General features: G+C 66.9%; 1 protein-coding gene. It reads left to right on the forward strand.

Going from position 1 to position 825, the window contains the following annotated elements; translation table 11 throughout:
• Positions 1-825, forward strand: an 825-nt coding sequence (locus FL583_RS39835) for an MMPL family transporter (RefSeq protein ID WP_142710111.1), incomplete at both ends; no start/stop codon positions are given.

The following is an 825-nucleotide window of genomic DNA, read 5'->3' on the forward strand; positions in this document are numbered from 1 at the left end:
GGCGGTGGTCAGCGGCGGCGACGTGAATCAGTACGTGGCCGCGGTGCGGCAGGTCGACGGCGTGACCGGCGCGGCCGTGGCCGACCGGAAGGGCGGTACGGCGCTGGTGAACATCACCTATGCCGGTGACCCGATCTCGGCCGAGTCCCGCGAGTTGGTGTCCCGGATCCGGGCCGTGCCGTTCTCCGGGGACGTACTCGTCGGCGGGCAGACCGCCGCGCTGGCCGATCAGCTGCAGACGGTGGGTGACCGGTTGCCGTGGATGGCGTTGATCGTGGTCGCGGCCACGTTCGTGTTGCTGTTCCTGGCGTTCGGGTCGCTGGTGCTGCCGCTGAAGGCGATCGTGATGAACGTGTTGTCGCTGGGGGCCTCGTTCGGGGCGTTGGTGTTGATCTTCCAGGACGGGCACCTGTCGGGGTTGTTGAACTTCACTTCGACCGGGACGTTGGAGGCGACGCAGCCGATCCTGGTTCTGGCGATCGTGTTCGGGCTGTCGATGGACTACGAGGTGTTCCTGATGTCGCGGATCCGGGAGGAGTACGACCGGACCGGGGACAACACCCAGGCGGTGGCGGTGGGTCTGCAGCGTTCCGGTCGGATCATCACCAGCGCCGCTCTGCTGATCCTGGTGGTGATCGGGTTGTTCTCGATCTCGGGGATCACGTTCATCAAGTTGATCGGGGTGGCGATGCTGATCGCGGTGCTGGTGGACGCGACGATCGTGCGGGCGTTGCTGGTGCCGGCCACGATGCGGCTGCTGGGCGACGCCAACTGGTGGGCGCCGGGGCCGTTGAAGAGGTTCTACGCCCGCTACGGCATCCACGA

It is taken from the genome of Cryptosporangium phraense, assembly GCF_006912135.1.
Classification (GTDB): Bacteria; Actinomycetota; Actinomycetes; order Mycobacteriales; family Cryptosporangiaceae; genus Cryptosporangium; species Cryptosporangium phraense.